Source organism: Mesorhizobium escarrei, from assembly GCF_935825525.1.
Classification (GTDB): domain Bacteria; phylum Pseudomonadota; class Alphaproteobacteria; order Rhizobiales; family Rhizobiaceae; genus Mesorhizobium; species Mesorhizobium escarrei.
In genome coordinates this window covers 1-3477 of the sequence record NZ_CAKXZT010000002.1, presented here as the reverse complement: position 1 = coordinate 3477, position 3477 = coordinate 1, and the positions used below count along the sequence as shown (strand labels likewise).

The following is a 3477-nucleotide window of genomic DNA, read 5'->3' as shown; positions in this document are numbered from 1 at the left end:
CCGCTCCTATGGGTCATTCGCGACGTGCTCGGCATGACCGGCACGAAGTTCGGCTGCGGGGCGGCCCTGTGCGGCGCCTGCACGGTGCATTCCCCACCTGCTCCTGTATCACGTCGGTCGACAGCGTCGGGACGGCCAAGGTCACGACCATAGAGGCTAACGGCCGCACCGAGAGGCATCGGGTGGGTACGTCGTGATTCGGGTCGCCAGGCCTCGATCAACACTGCTGCAAAGATGGCACCGCGGCGCCGCCAGGCCGCCACCCCTGACGCCGGTCTCTTCCATGCGCAGCTTCTGGAGCCTCATGCGGGCCTACTGGATATCGGAGCGATGGAAGGAAGCATGGGGGCTGACCATCGTCATTGCCCTTCTTACCGCACTATCCAGCAAGGCCAGCGTGTGGCTGGCTGAAGCTTCGGGCGACCTGGTCAATTCGATCGCGCTCTTCCACGATCCCGATAATACGACGCCATTGGCGTCGCTGCTGACCAGCGCCGGCCTGCTCATCCTCCTCGTGCTTCTCAAGGATGCGGGCTTCATCGGCATCCGGCACCTCTTCTCCACGACATTGCACCGCAAATGGCGGCGGTGGCTGAACGGCCGCTTCAACGACGCCCTGCTCGACGACAACCACACGCATTTTCATCTTCAGCACGGCGCCGGCGCGCAGGTGAACGGCATCGCCGCGTCGCCCGACAACATCGATCAACGCGTGCAGGAATCCATCAAGGGCATGACCGGCGGCGCCATCGGCCTTGCCATGGGCATCGCCGGCGTCGTCACGTCGCTGTTCTTCGTCGGCCAGAAGCTGCTGGAGTTGTCGACCAACGTCAGCGGCCTCGAATTCCTCGGCGACTATGGCAGCGCGGTGCTGGCCTTCGCGGCAATCGCGATCTACGTCCCTTTGAATACCCTCATTGCGCTGAAACTTGGCCGCCTGCTCGAGCGGCTGACGGTCAGCATGCAGCAAGCGGAAGGCAGCTATCGCGGTGAGCTGACCACGCTGTTTCGCCGCTCCTTCTATGTCGCTGCGTCGCACGGCGAGGGCGTGCAGAAGGCGATGCACCAGCGGCTTTACGGCGACATCGACCGCAACTGGGCGAGCCTCAACAAGATCAATGCCGGCTACATGTCGTTCGAGCTGATCTACAATTTCGTAGCCGCGCGCATCGTCGCCTACGGACCGAGCCTTGTGCCCTACATGCAGAATTCCATCAGCCTGAAGGCCTATGTGACGGGCGCCGAACTGGTCAACTCGCTGATCAGCCCGTGTTCGTGGTTCATCCACGTTATGCCCGAGATCGCGACGCTGAAGGCGAATGCTAGGCGGGTGATCGATCTCGCCGTGGCGATCGAGCATGTCCAGAAGCCACGCGACTTCTACCGCCTCAGCGGCCACTCCGACTTCCACTACGGCACCCAGAACGCCGTGTTCGGGCTCAGGATCCAGAACCTCGAGCTGATGCACCAGGGCACCGACGCCGTGCCATTCCTCAGCGCGACCAACCTGCGCTTCCGGCGTGGCGAATGGACCTTCGTGACCGGCGATTCAGGCTCCGGCAAGACCTCGCTTATCAAGGCGATCAACGGGCTGTGGCCCTATGGCCGCGGCCATGTCGACTTCCCCGAAGGGATCAAATCCTTCTATGCTGCGCAGGACGTCAAGCTGCCGAACGTCTCGCTGAAGGAGTTGGTGTGCCTGCCTTGCACCCGGCACGAATATTCCGATGCGCAGGTTGCGGCGGCGCTACACAAAGGCGGGCTCGGCGATTTCATCGAGTACATGGGCCAGCAGGCGCGCGAGGGAAAGGCCTGGGATCAAGTTCTTTCAGGCGGGCAGAAACAGAAGCTTATCGTGGCCCGCATCCTGCTGCAGCAGCCCGGACTGCTGTTCCTCGACGAGGCGGCCGGCGCGCTCGACGCGCAAGCCAAGATCGCCTTCCACCAAGCGATCAAGGACCATTGCCCCCGCATCACCGTGATCAGCGTCATGCATGAAGCCGTTCCACCGAAATCAGCGACGGGTGCTGAGTTCTACGACAGCGTGCTCAGCATCGCCGACAGCGTGGCCTCGAAGAAGCCGCTGGTCGTCAATCTGCCGGCCGAGCTCACCACCATCCTCGAGCAGGCGCAGCCGCTCGGCCGCCAGCGTTTCCCACGCATCCGGCTCAAGGAAAAATAGGCGGCGAAGCCGGCGCCGGCGCCGTCAGGACGATGTGCCCCAGCCGCCGCCGTTGGCGGTGCGGATCAGGTTCTCGTCGCCAGGCTCGACCAGCAGGCCGCTGACGAAGGCATGGGCCTCACGCCGACCATCAGCACGCGCCACCGCCCCATTGGGAGAGCGACACTAGCGCCCGCTGAGAGGGCGCTACCTCCGCTTCTCGGACGCCTCTGACCTTGCACCCTCCGTGAACGTCAGTGCCTCCCCTTTGCCTCTGGCAGACGAGGCGTTTCCGGCTACATGCGCAGGCCATGTTCTTTCAATGCATACTGGTCAATCAGCTTTTGCCACTTGCGGCGCTGCGCCTCCAATGCGAGATGCCGCTTCACGTTGTGGCAATAATCCAGCGAAACCGGGTTCATGCGCTTGGCAGCGTGGCCGCCATTGTATTTCAGGATCGTTCCGCAGATCGTTCCATCGCCAAGTTTCTGCGCCTTGGCGAGATACTTCATGCCGTATTTGATGTTCCTCTCGGGGTCGAACAGACCGGTCATCGAGCCGGCATAACCCATCATGCGCGCCGTCGCCGGCTTGATCTGCATCAGGCCGACCTCGCCCGCCCTACCAAGCGCGTAGGGGCGGTAATTGCTCTCGAGCCGAACGACCGCGTGGGCAAGCGAGACCGATAACCCCATCTGCACAGCATAGCGCTCGATGATCGTGCCGTAGGGCTGGCCGGGTTCATCCTTCTGCGCGGCGACCTTCGCCGTCCGGATGGGCCCGCGGTCGCGCACCATGACAGCCTTCGAGTCGTGATGGATTTCTTCCGCGGTCTTTCCTAGCGGTTCCACCGCCTTCTCACTCCTAATAGCCCCATTGGCTAACTCGCCGTTGCTGTCGCCGTTGGCAGGCGCCCAGGCAAGCACAGTATCCTTTGCGCTGGCGGCAAACGTAGTCAGGCCGACGGCAAGCGCCGCCGTTGTAACGGTCAGTTTTGTCATGATGTTTTGTTCGACGTAATTGTCGTGCGAAATCTATCCCGCGCGACAATCATTCACTGACAACGGCACAACCCAAACCTGGTTCCAGCAACGCGCATTGCCGGTCAATTGCACCAGAAAAAGGGACTGCACCTACTATCAACCGAAGTCGATCTTCTGAACGCGCATGCCGCCAAGGGCGAGGTGAAAGGGCTGCTCGCGGTCGAGATCAAGCCGCCACCGCTTGAGGGCGAGTAGTTTGTCATCGACGGTCCGCTTGCCGCAAAGCTGACCATGGCGAATGTCCGGAAATGTGAAGGGTTACGGATGCCGGCC

The 3477-nt window shown here is 62.3% G+C and carries 3 protein-coding genes and 1 pseudogene; 3 read left to right on the top strand and 1 reads right to left on the bottom strand.

Features of this window, described 5'->3' with window-relative positions; translation table 11 throughout:
- Positions 1-170, top strand: a pseudogene (locus NMG80_RS37640) ((2Fe-2S)-binding protein); the annotation flags it as partial.
- A 113-nt stretch (positions 171-283) separates the two neighbouring features.
- Positions 284-2182, top strand: a complete 1899-nt coding sequence (locus tag NMG80_RS00860) for an ABC transporter ATP-binding protein/permease (protein WP_254016378.1) — start codon at positions 284-286, stop codon at positions 2180-2182.
- Between the two features lie 275 nt (positions 2183-2457).
- Here NMG80_RS00860 and NMG80_RS00855 read toward each other — a convergent pair whose 3' ends face one another.
- Complete coding sequence (locus NMG80_RS00855) at positions 2458-3162, bottom strand: lytic transglycosylase domain-containing protein (RefSeq protein WP_254016377.1); 705 nt, start codon at positions 3160-3162, stop codon at positions 2458-2460.
- Between the two features lie 108 nt (positions 3163-3270).
- Between NMG80_RS00855 and NMG80_RS36965 the strand changes: the two genes are divergently transcribed.
- Entirely contained in the window at positions 3271-3399 is a 129-nt protein-coding gene (locus tag NMG80_RS36965; RefSeq protein ID WP_301942139.1) for a hypothetical protein, read from the top strand.
- The last annotated feature ends 78 nt before the right edge of the window (positions 3400-3477 follow it).

Coding starts and splice junctions, on each gene's coding strand:
- NMG80_RS00860 (WP_254016378.1), top strand. CDS start 284: ATGCGCAGCTTCTGGAGCCTCATGCGGGCCTACTGGATATCGGAGCGA.
- NMG80_RS00855 (WP_254016377.1), bottom strand. CDS start 3,162: ATGACAAAACTGACCGTTACAACGGCGGCGCTTGCCGTCGGCCTGACT.